Source organism: Kribbella deserti (assembly GCF_042434725.1).
GTDB lineage: Bacteria > Actinomycetota > Actinomycetes > Propionibacteriales > Kribbellaceae > Kribbella > Kribbella deserti.
This window is the reverse complement of record NZ_JBHLTC010000002.1, coordinates 85,996-105,901: the sequence shown is the minus strand read 5'-3', so window position 1 is coordinate 105,901 and position 19,906 is coordinate 85,996. Positions and strand designations below refer to the sequence as shown.

Annotated in this window: 16 protein-coding genes; 10 read left to right on the top strand and 6 right to left on the bottom strand. The window is 66.7% G+C overall.

Translation table 11 applies throughout. The features are described 5' to 3' along the window. Positions 1 to 64: 64 nt before the first annotated feature. The 4 genes from ACFFGN_RS03245 to ACFFGN_RS03230 all read left to right on the top strand — a co-directional run bounded on the left by ACFFGN_RS03245 (position 65) and on the right by ACFFGN_RS03230 (position 5,011). Entirely contained in the window at positions 65 to 970 is a 906-nt protein-coding gene (locus ACFFGN_RS03245; RefSeq protein WP_380043750.1) for a carbohydrate ABC transporter permease, read from the top strand. Further along, positions 967 to 1,827, top strand: a complete 861-nt coding sequence (locus ACFFGN_RS03240) for a carbohydrate ABC transporter permease (protein ID WP_380043749.1) — start codon at positions 967 to 969, stop codon at positions 1,825 to 1,827. Before ACFFGN_RS03245 ends, ACFFGN_RS03240 begins: the two co-directional genes overlap by 4 nt. 63 nt (positions 1,828 to 1,890) lie before the next feature. Beyond that, a complete protein-coding gene (locus ACFFGN_RS03235) occupies positions 1,891 to 3,243 on the top strand; it encodes an ABC transporter substrate-binding protein (protein WP_380043748.1) in 1,353 nt (450 codons plus the stop codon). Positions 3,244 to 3,268: 25 nt separating this feature from the next. Continuing rightward, a complete protein-coding gene (locus tag ACFFGN_RS03230; RefSeq protein WP_380043747.1) occupies positions 3,269 to 5,011 on the top strand; it encodes a glycoside hydrolase family 35 protein in 1,743 nt (580 codons plus the stop codon). Positions 5,012 to 5,058: 47 nt separating this feature from the next. Here the strand turns inward: ACFFGN_RS03230 and ACFFGN_RS03225 are convergent, their stop codons facing one another. After that, on the bottom strand, positions 5,059 to 5,541 hold the full coding sequence (locus tag ACFFGN_RS03225) for a MarR family winged helix-turn-helix transcriptional regulator (protein ID WP_380043746.1): 483 nt from the start codon (positions 5,539 to 5,541) through the stop codon (positions 5,059 to 5,061). Between the two features lie 51 nt (positions 5,542 to 5,592). Between ACFFGN_RS03225 and ACFFGN_RS03220 the strand changes: the two genes are divergently transcribed. Then, entirely contained in the window at positions 5,593 to 6,147 is a 555-nt protein-coding gene (locus tag ACFFGN_RS03220; RefSeq protein WP_380043745.1) for a DUF6506 family protein, read from the top strand. 645 nt (positions 6,148 to 6,792) lie between these two features. Next, complete coding sequence (locus ACFFGN_RS03215; protein ID WP_380043744.1) at positions 6,793 to 7,749, top strand: endonuclease/exonuclease/phosphatase family protein; 957 nt, start codon at positions 6,793 to 6,795, stop codon at positions 7,747 to 7,749. Positions 7,750 to 7,905: 156 nt separating this feature from the next. Here the strand turns inward: ACFFGN_RS03215 and ngcE are convergent, their stop codons facing one another. Together ngcE and ACFFGN_RS03205 are read right to left on the bottom strand one after the other, a co-directional pair. After that, on the bottom strand, positions 7,906 to 9,312 hold the full coding sequence (gene ngcE, locus ACFFGN_RS03210; RefSeq protein WP_380043743.1) for an N-acetylglucosamine/diacetylchitobiose ABC transporter substrate-binding protein: 1,407 nt from the start codon (positions 9,310 to 9,312) through the stop codon (positions 7,906 to 7,908). Positions 9,313 to 9,331: 19 nt separating this feature from the next. Beyond that, positions 9,332 to 11,836 (bottom strand): DUF8189 domain-containing protein, encoded by a 2,505-nt coding sequence (locus ACFFGN_RS03205; RefSeq protein WP_380043742.1) that lies wholly within the window; start codon positions 11,834 to 11,836, stop codon positions 9,332 to 9,334. Between the two features lie 301 nt (positions 11,837 to 12,137). Here ACFFGN_RS03205 and ACFFGN_RS03200 point away from each other — a divergent pair, with 301 nt between their 5' ends. After that, the gene (locus ACFFGN_RS03200) at positions 12,138 to 12,803 is read left to right on the top strand and encodes a formylglycine-generating enzyme family protein (RefSeq protein ID WP_380043741.1); all 666 of its coding nucleotides are present in this window, start codon (positions 12,138 to 12,140) and stop codon (positions 12,801 to 12,803) included. A 428-nt stretch (positions 12,804 to 13,231) separates the two neighbouring features. Beyond that, complete coding sequence (locus ACFFGN_RS03195) at positions 13,232 to 13,507, top strand: hypothetical protein (protein ID WP_380043740.1); 276 nt, start codon at positions 13,232 to 13,234, stop codon at positions 13,505 to 13,507. Positions 13,508 to 13,558: 51 nt separating this feature from the next. Here ACFFGN_RS03195 and ACFFGN_RS03190 read toward each other — a convergent pair whose 3' ends face one another. After that, positions 13,559 to 14,764, bottom strand: a complete 1,206-nt coding sequence (locus ACFFGN_RS03190) for a glycoside hydrolase family 5 protein (RefSeq protein WP_380043739.1) — start codon at positions 14,762 to 14,764, stop codon at positions 13,559 to 13,561. Between the two features lie 1,266 nt (positions 14,765 to 16,030). Further along, the gene (locus ACFFGN_RS03185) at positions 16,031 to 16,897 is read right to left on the bottom strand and encodes a DUF2231 domain-containing protein (RefSeq protein ID WP_380043738.1); all 867 of its coding nucleotides are present in this window, start codon (positions 16,895 to 16,897) and stop codon (positions 16,031 to 16,033) included. Between the two features lie 157 nt (positions 16,898 to 17,054). Between ACFFGN_RS03185 and ACFFGN_RS03180 the strand changes: the two genes are divergently transcribed. Together ACFFGN_RS03180 and ACFFGN_RS03175 are read left to right on the top strand one after the other, a co-directional pair. Continuing rightward, complete coding sequence (locus tag ACFFGN_RS03180) at positions 17,055 to 17,936, top strand: AurF N-oxygenase family protein (protein ID WP_380043737.1); 882 nt, start codon at positions 17,055 to 17,057, stop codon at positions 17,934 to 17,936. Further along, complete coding sequence (locus ACFFGN_RS03175; RefSeq protein ID WP_380043736.1) at positions 17,937 to 19,415, top strand: FAD-dependent oxidoreductase; 1,479 nt, start codon at positions 17,937 to 17,939, stop codon at positions 19,413 to 19,415. Here the strand turns inward: ACFFGN_RS03175 and ACFFGN_RS03170 are convergent. Beyond that, complete coding sequence (locus ACFFGN_RS03170) at positions 19,361 to 19,849, bottom strand: MarR family winged helix-turn-helix transcriptional regulator (protein ID WP_380043735.1); 489 nt, start codon at positions 19,847 to 19,849, stop codon at positions 19,361 to 19,363. The genes ACFFGN_RS03175 and ACFFGN_RS03170 overlap by 55 nt on opposite strands. Positions 19,850 to 19,906 lie beyond the last annotated feature (57 nt).

Genomic DNA, 19,906 nt, shown 5'->3' with positions numbered 1-19,906 from the left:
ACCGGCGGGATGTTGACGTAAACATCGACGCGTCGCCCCGAACAGAAGGAGGTCGGCGGACCCCATGACCGAGTCCGTTGCGCTGCGCCGGCGGCGCGCGCGGTTCCGCACCGACGGCAAAGGGTGGATCTTTGTCGGTCCGTTCCTGGCCGTCTTCGCGCTGACCTTCCTGGCACCGATCGCCTATGCGATCTACCTGAGCCTCTTCCGCGATCAGGCCTTCTTCGGCGGCACGGTTTTTGTCGGCCTCGACAACTACGCCGACGTGCTCCGCGACGCGAAGTTCTGGGAGTCGTTCCTGCGGGTGCTGGCCTTCCTGGTCGTCCAGGTGCCGGTGATGCTGGTGCTGGCCCTGCTCGCCGCGCTCGCCATCGACAGCGCCCGGCTGCACGGTTCGAGCTTCTTCCGGATCGTGATCTTCCTGCCGTACGCCGTTCCCGGCGTGGTCGCCGTACTGATGTGGGGCTTCATCTACGGCAACAACTTCGGCCTGGCCGCGGACCTGAACGAACTGCTGGGCACAACCGCCGTGCAGCCGCTGAGCCAGCGCTGGATGTTGCCCTCGATCGCGAACATCGTGACCTGGGAGTTCGTCGGCTACAACATGCTGATCTTCTACTCGGCACTGCGCACCGTGCCCGGGGAGTTGTACGAGGCCGCGGCCATCGACGGCGCGGGCACGTTCCGCACCATCCGGGCGGTCAAGCTGCCCGCGCTGCGCGGCGCGATCGTGATCGCGACCATCTTCTCGATCATCGGCAGCTTCCAGCTCTTCAACGAGCCCAACATTCTTCGCACGCTGGCGCCGAACGTGATCACCACGTACTACACGCCGAACATGTACGCGTACAACCTGTCCTTCGCCGGACAGCAGTTCAACTACTCGGCCACCGTCGCCATCGTGATGGGCCTGATCACCGCGGTGATCGCCTACATCGTTCAGCTGCGCGGTTCGCGGGAGGCACTGTGAGCACGACCTCGCCCTTGACGCCCCGGCGTTCACCGCTGCTGACCGGGCTGATGGTGCTTTATCTCGTCTACACCCTGGTGCCGCTGATCTGGTTGTTGCTGAGCGCAACGAAGTCGCAGGAGGACCTGTTCTCCAGCCCGGGTCTGTGGTTCGGTGCCGAGTTCTCACTGTTCAGCAACATCCGGGACACGCTGACCTACGACAACGGCATTTTCGTGCGCTGGCTCGGCAACACCCTGCTGTACGTCGTGGTGGGTGCGGGTGGAGCCACCCTGCTCGCCACGGCGGCTGGTTACGGCCTGGCGAAGTACAAGTTCTACGGGCGGCGCGCGGTGTTCGCCGTACTGCTGGGCGCGGTCGCGATTCCCGGTACGGCGCTGGCGGTTCCGACGTTCCTGATGTTCTCGAACCTCGGGCTGACCAACACCATCTGGGCGATCATCATCCCGTCATTGATCAGCCCGTTCGGCCTCTACCTGATGTGGGTCTACGCCGCGGAGTCCGTACCGGCGGAACTGCTCGAGGCCGCGCGCATCGACGGCGCCAGCGAAGTCCGGATCTTCTTCACCGTCGCACTGCGATTGCTTGCCCCTGGCATCGTCACGGTGCTGCTGTTCGCGGTGGTGTCGACCTGGAACAACTACTTCCTGCCGCTGATCATGCTCAGCAAGCCGAATCTCTACCCGCTCACCGTCGGCCTCACCCAGTGGAGCAACCAGGCGACCGGCGTGGGCGCTCGCCCGATCTACAACCTGGTGATCACGGGGTCGTTGCTGACCATCGTTCCGCTGGTCATCGCCTTCCTTCTTCTTCAGCGGTTCTGGCAGTCGGGCCTCACCGCCGGCAGCGTCAAGTGACAGCAGTCAGTTCATGCGCTGCCAAATCAATGCAAGTGTCATTCAGTTAAAGGGGAACACGCCATGAAAAGCACTTCCCGGCGGGGCATCCGGCGTTTCGCCGTCACCGCCGCCGTCGTCACGGCCGCTTCGCTCGTGCTGGCCGCTTGCGGCGGCTCGGACGAACCCGGTGCCGGTGACCAGCCGCAGGGCTCGCCCGACGCCGTGAACGCCGCCCTGGAGAAGGGCGGCACGATCACCTATTGGAGCTGGACCCCGTCCGCGGAGGCTCAGGTCAAGGCGTTCCAGGCCGAATACCCGAACGTCAAGGTGAACTACGTCAACGCCGGTACCGGCAACGACCACTACACCAAGCTGCAGAACGCCATCAAGGCCGGTTCCGGTGCCCCCGATGTCGCGCAGATCGAGTACCAGGCGCTGCCGCAGTTCGCGCTGCCCGGTTCGCTGGTCGACCTTCGTCAGTATGGTTTCGACTCGCTCGAGTCCGCCTACACGCCGTCCACCTGGACCGCGGTGCACGCGGGCGAGGGCCTGTACGGCCTGCCGCAGGACTCGGGCCCCATGGCGCTGTTCTACAACAAGGAGGTCTTCGACAAGTACGGCCTGACCGTGCCGAAGACCTGGGACGAGTACGTTGCCGCAGGCAAGAAGCTGCACGCGGCCGACCCGAAGAAGTTCATCACCAACGATACCGGTGACGCCGGTTTCGCCACCTCGATGATCTGGCAGGCGGGCGGCAAGCCGTTCAAGACCGATGGCAAGAACATCACCATCGACCTGCAGGACGCCGGTACGCAGAAGTGGACCGGGGCCTGGAACCAGCTGGTTTCCGGTGGCCTGGTGGCGAGCATTCCCGGCTGGACCGACGAGTGGTTCAAGGCGCTCGGCGACGGCACCATCGCCACCCTGCCCACCGGTGCGTGGATGCCCGGCGTGATGGAGGCCTCGGTCAAGCCCGGCGCCGGTAAGTGGCGGGTCGCCCCGATGCCGACCTACGACGGCACCCCGGCGACGGCCGAGAACGGCGGCAGCACGCAGTCGGTGCTGAAGCAGAGCGCGAACCCGGCGCTGGCGGCGGCGTTCGTGCGCTGGCTGAACCACGACGGTGGCGTCAAGCCGTTCCTGGCCAGCGGCGGTTTCCCGTCCACCACCAAGGACCTGCAGGACCCGGCGTTCGTCGACAAGAAGAGCGCGTACTTCGGCGGCCAGCAGATCAACCAGGTCCTCACCGCGGCGGCCGGCCAGGTCGTCAAGGACTGGAGCTACCTGCCGTTCCAGCTGTACGCGAACAACATCTTCGGTGACAGCGTTGGCAAGTCCTACCAGGCCAAGTCCGATCTGAACGCCGGACTCAAGACGTGGCAGGAAGCACTGGTGGGCTACGGCAACCAGCAGGGCTTCCAGGTCAACGGCTGACGCCGGTTCCGGCAGAAAGAGACGCATGTCCGACTTCGTGATCGGTGAGTCCGATTTCCTTCTCGACGGCCGGCCGTTCCGGATCCTGTCCGGGGCCCTGCACTACTTCCGGGTGCACCCGGGGTCCTGGGCGGACCGGATCGAGAAGGCCCGGTTGATGGGGCTCAACACCATCGAGACCTACGTGCCGTGGAACGCGCACAGCCCACGCCGTGGCGTCTTCGATACCGAGGGCATGCTCGACCTGCAGGAGTTCCTGCGCCTGGTGGCGGAGGCCGGGCTGTACGCGATCGTGCGGCCCGGCCCCTACATCTGCGCCGAGTGGGACAACGGCGGCCTGCCGGCCTGGTTGTTCAGCCAGCCGGGCGTCGGCGTTCGGCGATACGAGAAGCAGTTCATGACGGCGGTCGAGGAATACCTGCACAACGTGCTGAGCATCGTGCGGCCGCTCCAGATCGATCAGGGTGGTCCCGTACTGCTCGTCCAGGTCGAGAACGAGTACGGCGCGTTCGGCGACGACCAGGTCTATCTGAAGTCGGTGGCCGAGATCATCCGGGCCGCCGGTATCACCGTGCCGCTGGTGACAGTGGACCAGCCGGTCGGCAACATGCTGGCCGCGGGCGGCCTGGACGGCGTACTGCGCACGGGCTCGTTCGGATCGCGGGCCACCGAGCGGTTCGCCACGCTGCGCGCCCACCAGCCAACCGGGCCCCTGATGTGCATGGAGTTCTGGGACGGCTGGTTCGACCATTGGGGCGGACCGCATCACACCACCAGCGTCGAAGAGGCCGCGGCGGAACTGGACGCGTTGCTCGCGTCCGGCGCCTCGGTCAACATCTACATGTTCCACGGCGGTACGAACTTCGGCCTCACGAGCGGCGCCAACGACAAGGGCGTCTATCGTCCGACGATCACGTCGTACGACTACGACGCGCCTTTGGACGAGGCTGGCAACCCGACGCCGAAGTACGACGCGTTCCGCGAGGTGATCGCCCGGTACGCGCCTGTGCCGGACGAGCGCCCTGCCCCGGCGGCACCGGCCCCGACGTACTCCGTCACGCTGGAGGAACCGATCCGCCTGCTGGCGAATCCCGGCCATTGGGGTGCCTGGAGCGACCACGCCTCGATGCCGACACTCGACGAACTCGACGCCCGGCTGGTGCTCTTCCGCACCGACATCGACGTCGAGGGACCGGCCCTGCTCACCGTCGGGGACGTTCGCGACCGGGCGATGGTGTTCCTGGACGGCCATCCGGTCGGCGTTCTCGATCGGGAGCAGCACGACAACGCGATCATGCTGCCGCGCGGACGAGGCCGGCTCGAACTCGTGGTGGAAGACCAGGGCCGGGTGAACTACGGCCCGCGGATCGGTGAGCCCAAGGGCTTGATCGGCTCGGTCCGGCTCGGTTCGCAGGTGTTGTCGAACTGGTCGGCGTGCACGATCGACCTGGACGCCGTACCGGGCTTGTGGGCAGCGGGATCAACCGATGCGCTCGGCGTGGGACCGACGGCCTGGCGCGCCTCGCTCGAGGTGGAACGGTCGGCGGATCTCTTCCTGCACACGGAAACGTGGGGCAAGGGCATCGCCTGGTTCAACGGGTTCTGCCTCGGGCGTTACTGGCGCCGGGGGCCGCAGGCGACGCTGTTCGTGCCCGGGCCGCTCGTACGGCCTGGGCTTAACGAGCTGGTCGTACTCGAGCTCGACGTGTTGGCGGATCCGACCGCCCGCTTCGGTCCTCGCCTGTCCTTGGGACCTGTTGAGCTTTAGTCCTGCTCGTGCTTTAGCCCTGCTCGTGCTTTAGTCCTGCTCGTGCTTTAGCCCTGCTCGTGCGGGTGCAGGAGAAGGCGGAGGAGTTCCACGGCGTCGCCGCGCTGGTTGCGATCGAGCGGCGCCAGGAACTGCTCATCCGCCGACAAGACCGCTTTCAGCGCCTTGTCGGCGATGTCGTTACCGGCCTTGGTCAGCGAGACTCGCACCCCGCGCCGGTCATGTTCGGCCGCCACGCGATCGACCAGGCCCGCCTCGACCAATCGGTCCAGGCGGGCGGTCATCGCCCCTGAAGTGACCAGTGATGCCGCGGCCAGTTCGGTCGGATTCGCCGGCACGGCCATCCGGCGCAACGTGTTCAGCACGTCGAAGTCGCCGAACGAAAGACCGAGCGGCTTCAGCGCGGCGACCAGGGCCCGCTCCAGGTGGCGCGCGCACAGCAGCAGCCGCCCGACCACCTCCAGCGGACTCACCTCCAACTCCGGATGGCTGCGCCGCCAGGCCTCGATCATTCGATCTACTGAATCCATGATTCGAGTGTACCTTGGTATTGAATAGTTCAACGCCAAGGGAGTTTGACGATGTTCCGCAATCTGTTCCTGGTACTGGTTCCCGACACCGACCCGGCCGCTCGCGTGGTGCATGCGGACGAGCTGTCCCATACGACGATCGTGCCGGTGTCGTCGGTGGATGAGGCGGTGGCCGTGCTGTCGTCGATCGGCCCGGTGGACCTGGTCGAGCTGTACGGCGGCCTTGGCATCGATGCGGCGGCCGCCTTGGCCAAGGCCGGCTCGGGCGCCGCGATCGGATTCGCCGGCGACGTACGGCCGGAGGTGGCGTCGGCCGTCCTGTTCGAGGACCCGAACGCCGATCCCGCCGTACATCGCTGGACCTTCGGCGGTACGACGGTGGTCGCCATCCCCTCCACGTCCGACGCATCCGCGGTGGCTGCGTCGCTGGTGGAGGCGGGCGCGAAGCGGATCGAGCTGTGCGGCGGGATGGGTCCGGTCCCGGCGGCGGCGGTTCGCGCCGCGGTCGACGTACCGGTCACCACCGTCCTGTTCGGCTTCGAGTCCATTCCGGCCGCGGCGGCCTATCGCGCGGCCTTCGAGCAGGCGGTGTCGGTCGGCGAGTAAGCCTTGAGCCACCGACGAGGTGGCCGGCCACGCACAGGACACCGCGACAGGGATCCGGCGCGGACGCCGACGGGACGCCGGTCGGAGCACTCGCGGCCGCAGGGCGGGGTGTCGAGACATGCCCCCTGCCGGGCTACCGCGCGAACAGCGGGTTGTTGCGCGGATGCCAGGTTTTAGCCCGGCCGCTGCCGGGTTGTTGGCCCACTACCCGGTTGCAGCCAGGTAGCCGTACGAAAACCCGGCAGCCGCACCGAGACCCAGCACCGCCCCGCGACAACCACCGCATTCCGCGTCCGACCGTGAGAAAGGATCCACCCGCACCACCCACCAACGACGCCACCCACCAACAAAGCCGGCCACCCAGTCGACCGACACGACGGCACGGCGGCATCGCGGCACGACGGCACGACGGCATGAAGCGCACACGTTGCCGTAAGGCGTGCGGACCACCCGCGCACCGGCATGCGGAACATCCGCGGGCCGGTCGGACCTCACCCGTCCACCTGCTGACCCACCGCACTTGGCCGGTTCGGCCGGTCGGGACAAGGTCACTCGTTTGACCGACTTTGATCGGATCAGTTCAGCCTCCGCGATCGGCTGCCTAGCGTGGTGCGTCCGAGGAACACCTGGACAGAGAGTGAACCGATGAGACTTCGACCGGCCCGGGCCGCCACCATCGCGTTGACGGCCTGCGCGGCGCTGACCCTGACCGCCCTGCAGGCCACGCCGGCCGGCGCGCGTGACCTCGCCGACACGACCACCTCGGCCGCGACGACCGAGACCAGCGCTACGAGCCGTACGGCCGGGACCACCACGACGAGCCGTACGGCGAACGCGGCGGGCAGCGGCGCGGCGGGGATGACGAGCGCGGCGGCGTACAGCTTTCTCAATCTGAGCTTCAACATCTGTGGCAACAAGTGCAACAACGGCAGGCTCGGGGTGGCCGATCACGTGGCGAACGCGATTCTGGACCGGCCGACCAGGCCCAGAACGGCCACCCTGCAGGAGATCTGCGCCGGCCAGGCCAACCGGATCGGCAACCGCCTGGCCGCCGCCGGATACGACGTGATCCACGTGCCGACCGCGCACCGCTGCGACGATGGTTCGGCGTACGGCATCGCGCTGGTGCATCGCGGTGAGCGCAGCTGGTACCGCGTCTGGGACCTGCCGAACCCGGGTGGTCACGAACCGCGCAAGATGATCTGCGCGAGGCTAGCGAACCCGGGCTTCGTGGCCTGCTCGACGCATATCGACTTCCACGGCGACGGTACGCGCGGCGCCCAGATCCGGCGGGTGGCCGGCATCCTGGCGGACTACGACGCGGCGGGTCATGCGGCGTTCGTGGCGGGCGACTTCAACGCGGAGGCCGGCGACGACCAGATGGACGTGATGTACCGGCCGGCCTATGGCGGTGGCGCGACCGGCACCCACACCGAGGGCAACGGCTGCTGCCGGCGCAGTGGTCCCGCGACCGCGGATGGTGGTCGCCAGATCGACTTCACCTTCATGCGGGCATCCCACTTCACGGCCAACTGGTCCGAGGCGGTCGCGACCTCCGTTTCGGACCACCACAAGTTGTGGGCCGGCATCACCCTGAACTGAGCTCCCCCGGCATCAGTTCAGCGCGACCCGGCGGCCGCGGTTCCCCAGACCGCGGCCGCCGGCTCTCCCCTTCCGGCCGGACCACGGGGCTGACCGGACCACGGGGCAGGTCAGACCACGGGGCAGGTCAGAATGCGGGGCAGGTCAGAATGCGGGTCAGCCGCGGGTGCGCTTGACCGTCTTGGGGTCGCCGGCGATCGTGTCGGCGACCTGCTGGGCACCCGCGCAGAACTCGTCGGCGGTGAGCCGGCCCGCGACGAGTTCGCCGATCCGGTCCGACAACGGCTTTTCCATCGTCGAGTACCAGCTGGTGAAGTAGGCGGTCCAGTTGGCATCGCCACCGGCCTTCACCAGCGCGGCGGACGAGGCCGCGCCCGGGGTCAGCTTCAACCCGTCGGCAGCACCCGGTACGACGGTCTGGGAGCCGGTGATCTCGGTGAACTTCGCGGCGGCTTCCTTCGACAACATGATCCGCAGGTATTCCAGGCCACCGGCCCGGTTCTTCGCGTTCCGCGGCACGATGAAGCCTTCGCTGGCGCTGATCTGGGTGCACTCGGCCGGCAACTTGGCGCCATCCAGCAACGGCGTGAAGGTGGCGGTCGCCTTGAAGTCCGCGGGCGCCACGGATTTCTGCTCGTTCTCCAGCCAGGATCCGCTCGGAATGAACGCCGCCTTGCGATGGCTCCAGGCCGTCTGCGACTGGATGTGGTCCAGGCCTTCAGTGCCTTGCATGATGTAGCCCTTGCCCTTGAGTTCGAGCAGGGCTTCGGCTGCCAGCTTGATCGACGGGTGTTTCCACGCGTTCGGCTCCAGGCCGTCGATCGCCTTGATGACTTCCGGACCACCGTGCTTCACCGCGAGATCGAGCAGGAACCAGCCGATGTACATCGGGAACTTGCCCTGGTGGGCCAACGGCGCGATGCCCGCCCGCTTGATCTGCTCGCACAAGGTGAGGAACTCCGGCCAGGTCTTCGCCGGTTTCCAGCCGTGCTTGTCGAACAACGTCTGGTCGTACCAGGTCGCCGTCACCGTCAGCACGTAGTTGAGAACCAGTGGTTTGCCCGAAAGCGCGGCCGCTTCGATGGCGATCGGCGCCACCAGATCCCGGACCTTCTTCGCCGGATCGTCGATGGCGGGCGCGTCGAACAACTCGGTCAGATCGGTCAGCTGGTCGTTCGCGGCCAGCGTTGAGGCGGGCATCGACTTCGCGCCGGAGTTGTCGATCACGTCCGGCGGATTACCGCCGTTGAACCGCGGCTGCAGTTGCGGCGAGATGTCGGTGATCCCGGCGTGCTGGATCTTTGCCTCGGCGAACTTCCGCTGGTAGAGCTGCTCGTGGAACTTGGCATAGTCGTCGCCGTAGCCGCCGCGGAAGATGACCACGTCGAGCGGGTCCGATGCCTTGACGCCAAAGGGATTCTCGGCCGTCTTCTCGCCACCTCCGCCCCCGCTGGACGGAGAATCACCGCCGCTGGCGCAGCCGGGCAGGATGGCGCTCGCGCCGAGGCCGAGAGCCGCGGCCATCGCAGCACGCTGCATGAACACCCTACGGGAAGTGGTCATGGGACTCCCTTTCTCGGGATCAGCGGTCGAGGCGGCCGACGAGAACTTCCCGTGACCAGTCATCGCCGGTGTGGCCGACGGCGTTCTCCCAGCCATGCAGGAGATGGCCGTACGACGCGGTGGCGAAGTACGTCTGCGTACCACTGATGTCCAGCACCGGGACCGGCGTACCGGCGATGTTGTTCCACAGCTCGTCGCGATGCCACGGCCCGTTGCCCGCGGAGTCCTGCCAACCGTGGATCAGCTCGCCGTTCACGCCGGTGACGAAGTACGTCAGCTTGAGCGCGGCGTCCTCGGACAATGCCGGATCACCCGCGACACGGTCGGCCAGTACGGCGGAGTGCCAGGGGCCCCGGCCGGGATCTCGCTGCCATCCGTGCAGCAGTTCGCCGCTGCCGAGCCGGACGAAGTACGTCATGCGGTCGTTGAGATCCTCGATCGCCTTCGGATTCCCGCTGACGCCGTCGGCCAGGTGGACCGGAGCCGACCAGCCGGTGCTCGTTTCCGTGCCGTGTTCGAGTCCGCCAGTGGCCGTTCGGGCGAAGTACGACAAGGCGCCGTTGGCGGCCCGGATCAACGCGGGATCACCGGCCACACCCGTCAGTACCGTGCTGGTCCGCCACCCCGTGGACGTCTGCCGCGCGATCAGCAGTCCACCGGCGGAGGTCCGGGCCGCGATGGCGAGCCGCCCGCCGGTGTCCACCGCCGTGGCCGGAACCGAAACGATGCCGTTGGCCACCACCGTCGAGGTCCAGCCGGTGGCGGTTCGCCGCCCGTGGTGCAAGGCGCCACCCGCCTTCAGCACGACGTACGACGATCCGTCGGCTGAGGTCACCGGATCGCTGACCGCCCCGGCGCCGATGGTGGTCGGCGTGGTGAAGGACCCAGGCCCGACTTGATCGGCCGCGATCAAGTCGCCGTTCGTCTTGCGGGCGATGTAGGTGAGGGCTTCGCCTTGAGTGAGTACCGCCGGTTTCCCTTCGATGCCGGAGGCAAGGATCGCCTGCTCGGTCCAGTCGCCACCAGGCTGGTGCTGCCAGCCGTGCCGCAGTTGACCCGAGGCAGTTCGGGCGAACCAGGTCAGGCGGCCTGACTTGTCCCGCAGCGCGACGGGATCACCGGTCACGTCACCACCCGTGGACTGCCAACCAGGCGCGCGGCCGAGAGCTCTGACCAGCGGTTCGAACCCCTGGTAGTTCGCGGCGGATTTCGGCGTACCCCAGACGACCTGGGCGAGCGAACGCAACGGCGCGAACAGGTTCGCCGCGATCTCCTCGTTGCTCTCGACCAGGCCGTCGTTCCAGACCGCGAAGCGCGCGCCTTGCAGCTTGGCCTTGGCCGGTCCGGTGACGTACACGTCGTCGCCGGCGAAATGGTCGACGGTGAACTCGTTGTAGACGATCGCCGGATCGATGTGCCGCCAGCCGTTGTCGTAGTACAGGTACTCGCTGTTGAAGTTGTAGACCTGATGTCCGGCTTCAGCGAACTGCTGCGGCGTGACCGGCGTTCGCCCGCCTGGTGTCACCCAGTGCTCGATGACGATGTCCGTGTTCAGCTGTACGACGTTGGTGGCCTCGAGTCCGTCGTTCCAGACCCGGGTGATTTTGCCGTGTGCCTTGACGATGTCGTTGACCCAGTTGATGAACCACTTGTACGCGTCTGGACCGGTCGCGCCGGGATTGCCGGTCTTCGCGCGCGCGAATGCGGCGAACTGGGGATAGCGGTTCCAGGCCGTCACGTCGCCCGGATAGCCGAGGAACTCGTCCGCGCCGGTGTGCCAGTAGGGGCCGTCGAACTTGTCGATGTACCGCTCGATCCACTGCTTGGCGTAGTCCAGCGCACCCGGCTTGGTGAAGTCGAACGCGGCATTGACCGGCGTCGGCCCACCTAGGTCCAGCGCGAGGTCGGGCCGCTCGGCGATCAACGTTTCCTCGGTCCACGACGGCATACCCAGCAGCGGGGTGATGTGGACGTGGTAAGCCCGGGCGACCTGATTGAGCTGGCTGATCTCGGCGTCGGTGAGCTTCCAGCCGAACAACATCAATTCGTTCAGCTTGAGGTAGGACAGGTCTTTGATCAGGTTCGTGAACCAGGCGACCGAAAAGTGCCGGGGCTTGTTGTCGATCAGAATGCCGCGCTCGGGATGTGCCGGCCAGTCGCGACCTGTGCCGGCTGGAATGGTGGTTGCCTGGCGCAACAGTTGCAGCACGCTGCGGGTGCCGTGGAAGACTCCGGTTTCCGTCCGTGCCGCAACTGTCAGCGCGGGGCCGCTGGTCAGCCGATAGCCCTGCGTTGCCAAAGCGGCGTCCGGGTCGCCCAAAATCAGCTGGATGTCGCCCGCGGCGGGTGCGCCAACGAGGACCTGCGGGCGCGTGCCAAGCAGCGCCTGGAGGTCGGTGGCGAGAGTACCGGCCGCGGTGCTGAGCGCGCTGGAACCGATCGCGATCCGGCTCGCGGGTCCGAACTCGTAGCTGCCGGATGCCGCGGTCCACTCGCGCAAGGCGGGCACTACGCTCGCCCGCACATCTACGATTCGCGCTTCGGTTCGGGCTTGGGCACTTTCTGCGTTGGCCGCTTGTGCTCCGGCCGCCGAAGGGCCGGTGGGCAGGGCCACGGCACAGAGGGCTAGAACCAGCGCGGTCATCGTTCGTCGTACAGCTGACATTGCCAACCTCCATGCGCTCAACTGCTCAGAGAATGGGCAGTACGAGCACTGAAGGTCAACCTTTACCGGGACCTATTCGACCACCGTGCAGTGGTCCCATCACTTCCAACGATGGACACCGTGCGGCGAGCACGACCTGCGCGGATAGGGTCAGAGGTCTATGGACGCTGAAGCGGGACCCGCGATGCTCGCTGTTCCGCCCGGTGTGGTGCTGTTGGCGGATCGGCGGACGCAACGCCGCTGGCCCGTCGGCCTCGCGCCGTACGAGCTAGCCGCGGTCCCGGTCACCCAGGCCTTCTATGCCGAGCTAACCGGGCAACGACCAAGTACGGCGACGGGCGATCGCCTACCGGTCGAGGGGATTTCCTGGCTCGACGCGGTTCGGTTCTGCAACACGTTGTCCGAGCGCTCGGGCCTCACGCCCGCGTATCACCTCGACGGCGAATCAGCCGAGTGGAACGAAACCTCCGACGGCTATCGCCTTCCCACCGAGGCCGAGTGGGAACACGCCTGCCGCGCCGGCACGACCGGTCCGCGGTACGGCGCCCTCGACGAGATCGCCTGGTATCGCGGCAATTCGCAGGAGCGGCTCCACGAGGTCGGCGGCAAGGAACCGAACGCCTGGGGCCTTTACGACATGCTCGGCAACGTCTGGGAATGGTGCTGGGACCTCTACGATCCCGTGGCCTACGGCAACTACCGGGTGCTGCGAGGCGGCGGCTGGTTCGACGAGCACTGGAGCTGCCGCGCCTCGGTACGCCGCCGCAGCCACCCGACCTACCGCATCGACGACGTAGGCCTACGCCTCGCCCGCACCCTCCGCTGACCTGCCGGGTCTTACGACTCGTCGTCAGGGCCTTCGGCCAACTGGGTGCGGACTGGTCACGGAGGTCTTCGCAACCGTACTGGACGTGGCATTGGGCACGGCGCGACCCGCTCGGGGGCTTCTTGCCGGTGAGGCGTGCCGCCGTGACCAGGGGCTCCGCAGTACCCGGCGAAGGCGGTGATGGCACCGGCCTATCCGGCCAAGGGACGCTCGGGCGCGTACGCCCGGCTTTCGCGATGTGCTGCTTGCCGAAGCCGCTCAGCGAGCGGGTCCGCACTCCGGGTAGTGGCGATCTTGGTAACCCTCGGCGAGGTGGTCAAACCTGGGCTTACGGCGGTTTGAAGTGGGTACTTGAACCGGACGAATCTGTCCGGTGGGTTAGGAATACAGCCCGGCGCCGGTCAGGACCACGAAGGCGATCCGCAGCCATGACAATCCAGGTTTCCAGACCCGATGTGATGTTCGGGCCGGCCACCGGCGTGCTGATGGAGTGGTTCGATCTCTCCCTCGAGCAAGCCGCGGCGGTACTGGCTCAGTGGGGCGAGCGACTCCAGGTCTCGGAGAGCGAACTCTCCACCGCCCTGCTGCACATCCACGCAGGCCATCAAGCCGGCTGCGAGGAGTCGCTCGTCCGCCGCTTGGAAGAACTGCTCCGCCACCTACCGGCCGAAACGTCCCCCAACCAGGTCTCCCGCGGCCTGTAGGCAGCCCAGGGCCGACGGCTAGCCGGCCCCGGACTGCTTGGTTTGAGGCTGTTATGTACCGGACCCGCTGCGGATGGCAGTGATGATGCCCTGCTGGGTCACGGTGTTGGAGCCGCGGTTGAAGAGGCCGAAGCCGTACTGGCCGTTGACGCCGTTGTCCCAGTAGACGGTTGCCGCGCCGTACTTCTTGGCGGTGGCGGTGACGGCCCGCGCGAAGTCGGCGCGGTACCGGTTGTTCGACGAATCGGCGAAGGTCTTGTCGATCGAGCCGTATTCGCCGACGACCACCGGGTAGCCCTGGACAACAAACCGGTCATACATCAGCTTCAGCTGCGAATCCAGGTAGTCCTCCTGGCCCCAGGTCGACTTCTTCGCCGGGTTGGTTGCCCCGCGCCCCCACTGCGTGATGTTGCCGTTCTCCTCGCCGGCGAAGTCCCACGGGCTGTAGTAGTGAACGGAGATCATGATGCGGCGCTCATTACTGGGAATGCTGGGCGATCGGTACTGGTCCGTCGGCACCACGAAGCCGTAGTTCCCGGCGGTGTAGTCGATGTTCGTGTTCCAGCCGGGAACGAGGAGCCAGCGCGAACTGTTCTGCCCACCGGCCCTCCGGACGGTGTCCACGAAGATCTGGTTGTAGGCGTTGATGTTCGAGTAGCACGGCTGGGTCGGGCGGCCGTACTGTCCGTCGAAGTTCTCGTTCATCGACTCGAGAATCAGGCGCTGGTCGTAGTTCTGGAACCGGGTGGCGATCTGCTGCCAGACCTTCTGGTACTTGGCCTTGATCGTGTTCTGATCTGCCGCGTCACAGATCAGCCAGGCGTAGGGAATGGACTTGTAGCCGTCGCCGTGCATGTTGATCATCACGTACAGACCGCGATGGTACGCATAGTCGACGACCTGCTGAATCCGGTTCAACCAGGCGGAATTGATCGTGTAGTTCGGCCCGGCGCCGATATGACGCAAATAGGAGACCGGGATCCGGATCGATTTGAATCCGGACGCTTTCACCTTGTCAATGAGCGCTTGCGTGACGGTCGGGTTGTTCCAGGCGGTTTCGCTGGGATATCCGTTCGAGTTGGCCTCGAGGGAGTTGCCGAGGTTCCAGCCGGCGCCCAAGTTGGCCACGATCTGCGCGGCGTTCGCCGCTGCCGTGGGGGCGGCCGACGCCTGATTCGCCATACCAGGCACGGCTACGGCGATTGTCAGCGCGGCGGCCGACAGCAGTGCCCTGATCTTTCCTGATTTCGCAGCCATATCTCTTGGCTCACTTCCTGCTCATGGGGGCGGAAACGCACGAGCCCAGGCAGAAGAACAGCCTGGGCCCGATTGTCGAATATCGATCGAAGCGCTTCGACGATGGGCGGTGAAACGGAATGGGTAATTCCGGGGCTTTGCGGGATCATAGACGCGCACCCGGTGACTAACAAGAGTGAAGATCACCTTCTCGCCAATTCGCCCGGCGCCACTTGCTTCCGGCAACTGAACCGCAACGCGAGCCACTGTCGGCCAGCACGACGGGCGCGACTGCGTGCCTGCAGGCAGGGGCGAGCAGCGCGGGGGTGCGCGCGGGCTGGTGACGCTCCTATGGAGGCCCACCGGCGACAACCGGGAGGGTGGTCAGACGTGATCGGCCGGCCCGCACGACGGCGCCGTGCATATTCGCGCACCAAGTCCCCGCCCGCCCACGCGCGGTAGCCCGTACGCGCCCGCCCACGCCCGTCCACGCGCCGTAGCCCGTCGACGCCGGTTCGTGCGCGATAGGCCGTCGACGGCGGTTCGTGCGCGGTAGGCCGTCGACGGCGGTGTGCGTGAGTGGTCGCGTGTGCACGCGGCTACTCGCGGGAGACGGGCAGGTCGGGATCGGATGTACTGCGCCGCCTTGCGGCGTTCCGGCTGGTGCGACGGGCCGCTGGACTGGGGACACGTTGTGAGGGCCGAGCGCCTCAAACGGTGTCTGAGCAGGGGTTACATCCCCTGCCAGGAAGCGGTTACCCCTGCTAGGCCTTGGTTTCCCCTTGCCCGGACCGCGAACCTAGGCCGCGGCGGCTAGGCGCGGCGACCCGCGCATCCGGCCTGCTGGATCGTCTTGGTGAGTCTGCTGGACATTTTTTCGGTCGCAGAAGTGTCCAGCAGGCTCACCAAGAAGGGCTAGTGTCCTGAGTCGGAAGTTCGTGCTTCAGCTCCGGTGTCCAGGTGCGTGCATCGCAAGGCGGAGAAGCGGTCGCGATGCTCTAGCATCGTGGCCGTTTCTCCAACGCCGCGAGGTGCGTGCCTGGGCGCCGGAGATGTGCACGAACTTCCGACTCAGGACACTAGGTACAAGGCAACGACGCGCCGAGCCAGCGGTCTGCGCCGGGTAGGCGGACGTCCGGGATAGGCGGGGCGGATAGGCGGGGCGGCCAGGCGAGCGAGGCGCAGGCGGGCATAAAGACGTGCGACGGCGCGGGCGGTGGATGGACGAGCAGGGGTGTGGGTGGGGAGACTCGGGCAAGTGGGGGAGATGCACTCGCCTCACCACTGTTAGTCGGCGTCGGGGCGAGGCTGGCCGGGGCGACGGCCCGGACGGGGGGAGTTTCGCGGCGACGCGATCGTGCGGCGGCTGGCGGCGACGCGACGCCCGCCGTGACCGGTCTCGCCGGTGGAGGTCACCGGCCGGGGCTCGACCGGATAGACGTCACGCACCGGGGTCGCGTCCTTGGCGGCCGGCGCCACCGGATCTGCCGCCTCCTTGGAAGACACAGCCCGCCAGCGGGTGGAGTCGAGCACGGCAAGAGTCGACTCGGCCTCGATCGGCGCGGGCGCGCTTTCCTTTACCTGCTGGGGCCGGTCGCGCTTGACCGCCCTCTCCCCCGGCAACTGTTCGTACAGTCCGGGCTTCCGCGGCGCAGCCTCAACTGGAGGCTTGCGCGGCTTCGGAGCCGGGAGTTTCGTGCGCAGGGTGAGACCGAGGGTGTGCGCGAGTTCGCGGATCACCGCGAGGTTCAGCGCGATGACCGGCACGCTGACCGCACTCATCAGCACGGCCTGACCACCAGCGGCCCAATCACCCGGGCCGGTTCGCCACATCGCGCCCAGCATCATCACCAGACTGATGTTGGTCAGACCGCCGGCCAACGTGGTGGCGACCGTCCACCACAGCACCGGCCCACTCAGGTCCATGTCGTCGGCGCCCGCGATCAGGCAGCCGATCAGGCCCGCCAGCAAGGGCAGGGTGTAGAGCGCGGCCAGGCCGAGCCCGGTTCCGCCCAGCACGTAGAGCGCGTCGAAGACGAGCGCCGTACCGGCCAGCGCTCCGGCGAAGCACACCACCATCGGGTGGAACGCCCGGATCAGGCTCAGCGCGTCCGCGCCGAGATTGCCAAGGGTCCGGACGATGTTGCTGGGCAAGAGGTCCTTTCCAAGAGGTCGAGGCAAAACCTGTGCACCTCAATACTGCCCCGTCCCAGCGTCGCATGGGCACATCGGCTCGGCACTCAGCGCCCGATTCATGTTACATTCTTGATGTCACATGACGAGTGGCGGATATCCGGTCAAGGAGGCAGGTATGTCCAGCACTGAGCAGGCGGTGGCCCGGCGATTGCTCGACTCGGCCGCCCAACTGTCGTACGACCCGCTGGTGGAGGTCGACTGGGACACCCCGGTGGATCCAGATCACTTCGGCATGAGTCCCGAGTGGTCCACCCTCTACGGCACTGCCTACTGGGCCGAGATGTCGCCTGCGCAACAGCGCGAGCTGACCCGGCACGAGTCTGCCTCGGTCGCCAGTACGGGCATCTGGTTCGAGATGATCCTGCAGCAGATGCTGTTGCGCGACATCTACCGGACTCCCCCGGCGGAGGCGGATTTCCAGTGGGCGCTGACCGAGATCGCCGACGAATGCCGGCACTCGATCATGTTCGCCCGGACCTGCGCGAAGCTCGGCACGCCGCCGTACCGGCCGACCCGGACCGTGCTCGAACTGGGCCGCGCCTTCAAGACACTCGCGTACGGCGAATCGGCGTACGCCTCGATCCTGGTCGCGGAGGAGGTGCTCGACGTGATGCAGCGCGACTGGATGCGTGACGAACGGGTGGCACCGTTCATCCGCACGGTCAACAACATCCACGTCGTGGAGGAATCCCGGCATATGAAGTTCGCCCGTGACGAGGCTCGCGAGCGGTTGCAGACGGCCAGCCCGTCGCGACGTCGCGCCAGCGCCTTCGTGGTGGCCGCCGCCTCATACTTCATCGTCACCAGCATGGTCAGCGACCAGGTCTACGCGAACGTCGGTCTCGACGCCCGCCGGGCGATCCGCGAGGCCCGGGCGAACGAACACCACAAGGCCTTGATGCGATCGAGTTGCGCCGGGCTGATGGACTTCCTCGGCTCGGTCGGCCTGCTCACGCGGCCCGCCATCCGGATCTACCAGCGCGCGAACCTGATCTAGATGACTTTCGCGATCACTCAGACGTGCTGCAGCGATGCCGCCTGCGTCTCGGTCTGCCCGGTCAACTGCATCCACCCAACGCCGGACGAACCGGACTTCGGCAAGACCGATCTGCTGTACGTCGATCCACGGGCTTGTATCGACTGTGGAGCCTGTGCGGACGCTTGCCCGGTTGACGCGATCTTCCCGGTGGAAGAACTTCCCGCGGCTCAAGCGTCGTACGCGGAGATCAACGCGTCGTACTACGAGGACAAGCCGGTGGTACCTGCAGCGCCTGGGCCTACCTTCCACACGTGGGGCCCGCCGTCGTTCGACCGGAACTTGCCGGCGGATTTCGCGCCCTTGCGGGTGGCGGTTGTTGGTACCGGTCCAGCGGGGATGTACGCGGCTGAAGACCTGCTGTTGCGTACGAATGCCCGGGTGACGCTGGTAGACCGCTTGCCACTTGGTGGCGGGTTGATCCGCTATGGGGTGGCGCCGGATCACCTGTCTACCAAGAGGATCGGTGAGACCTTCGAGAGGTTGTACCGGCACCCGCGGGCTCGGCTCATGCTGAACACGGAAGTCGGCAAGGACGTTAGTCACGCACAGCTGGCCTCTGACCACGATGCAGTCGTTTACGCCGTCGGGGCTACCACCGATCGCCGGTTAGGCATTCCGGGCGAAGAACTGCCCGGAAGTGTTGGGGCCAGCGAGATGGTGGCCTGGTACAACGATCATCCCGAGGCCGTCCCGATCACCTGCGACAGCGAGCGCGTTCTGGTGGTTGGCACGGGCAACGTCGCGTTGGACATCGCCCGAATCCTCCTGAGCGATCCAGCCGCCCTTGCCGGTACGAGCATCGCGCCGGCCGCCTTGCAGGCTCTAGGCGCGCTAGGCGCCGTACGCGAGGTTGCACTGCTGGGACGGCGTGGACCCGAGCATGCGGCGTACACCCCGTCTGAGTTGCTGGCGATGCGTCAACTCGCTGGAGTGGACCTAGTGGTCGACGATCACCACCCGTCTATCGGTACGGCGATCGAGGCCGGCGCGGGTAAGGCCGGACTACTGCGCGGAGTGGTTCGCGACGAGATCGACTGGTCGCAACCGCCCGAGCCGGGTCGACGGCTGGTACTGCGCTTCGGGTCCGTGCCGGAACGAGTCCTGGGGACGAACGCCGTTCAGGGCTTGGCCTTGGCCGATGGCGCGGAGATTCCGGCCGGCCTGCTGGTGCGGGCGATCGGATTCCGCGGTCGGCCGATCGCGGGACTGCCCTTCGACGATGCCACCGCGACGGTCCCGAACGAGGCGGGCCGGGTGACCGGCGTGCCAGGCACGTACGTCGCGGGCTGGATCAAGCGCGGGCCCACCGGCGGCATCGGCACCAACCGAACCTGCGCGAGCGAGACCGTCAGCACCTTGCTGGCCGACGCCATCGCCAAAGGTCAGCCCTCCGTCGCGAGGACCAAGCGCCGGAGCAAGTTGTTCAGCTGGTCCTGATCTTTGGCCGGCAGTTGGCGGATGAGGTCCTGCTCGATCTGCTGCTGGTCCTCGATGGTGCGTTCCCAGATGGCATGGCCTTCCTTGGTGAGCGTGACGAGCACCCGGCGGCGGTCGTCCCGATCGTGCTCGCGGCGTAGGTAACCCGCCCGCTCCATCGCGTCGAGCCGGGTCGTCAGCGTCGCCGGGGACAACCCGAGATGCCTGGCCAGCTCACCCGGAGTCGCCCGGTACGGCGAGCCGCCACGGCGCAGCATGTGCAGGGTCTTGAACCCCCAGTGCGGCAGCTCGTGGGCTTTGAGCGCCTCCTCGCGCCGCCGGTCGAGGTGGCGGACCAGCACCTGCATCCGGACCGCGATGCCTTCGACCCGTGGATCGATACCGGCCTGCTCATCGCGCCACAGCTCGATGTGATCGTCCACGAAGTCCTTCATAGACCGTACTTTTTACCACCTGAAGGTTAGTTGTCAAATATTTCGAGATCGAAATAA